The organism is Vibrio sp. HI00D65 (assembly GCF_001635455.1).
Lineage (GTDB): Bacteria > Pseudomonadota > Gammaproteobacteria > Enterobacterales > Vibrionaceae > Vibrio.
Window position 1 is genome coordinate 1 of record NZ_LWEH01000564.1, and the last position, 275, is coordinate 275.

1 tRNA gene and 1 rRNA gene are annotated in these 275 nt (G+C 50.5%); both read right to left on the bottom strand.

Annotated elements, in window-relative coordinates:
- Positions 1-2: 2 nt before the first annotated feature.
- Positions 3-76, bottom strand: a tRNA-Ile gene (locus A3712_RS23850).
- 66 nt (positions 77-142) lie between these two features.
- A 16S ribosomal RNA gene (locus A3712_RS23855) occupies positions 143-275 on the bottom strand; the annotation flags it as partial.

Sequence of the window (275 nt, forward strand, 5' to 3'; positions counted from 1 at the left end):
GGTGGGTCTGAGTGGACTTGAACCACCGACCTCCCGCTTATCAGGCGAGCGCTCTAACCAGCTGAGCTACAGACCCAATATCGTCTCTTTACTTTCTAAACCGTATCAATCTGTGTGGACACTTATCGTGAATATCTTCGTATAAGGAGGTGATCCAGCCCCAGGTTCCCCTAGGGCTACCTTTTTACGACTTCACCCCAGTCATGAACCACAAAGTGGTGCTCGTCCTCCCTAAGGTTAAACTACCCACTTCTTTTGCAGCCCACTCCCATGGT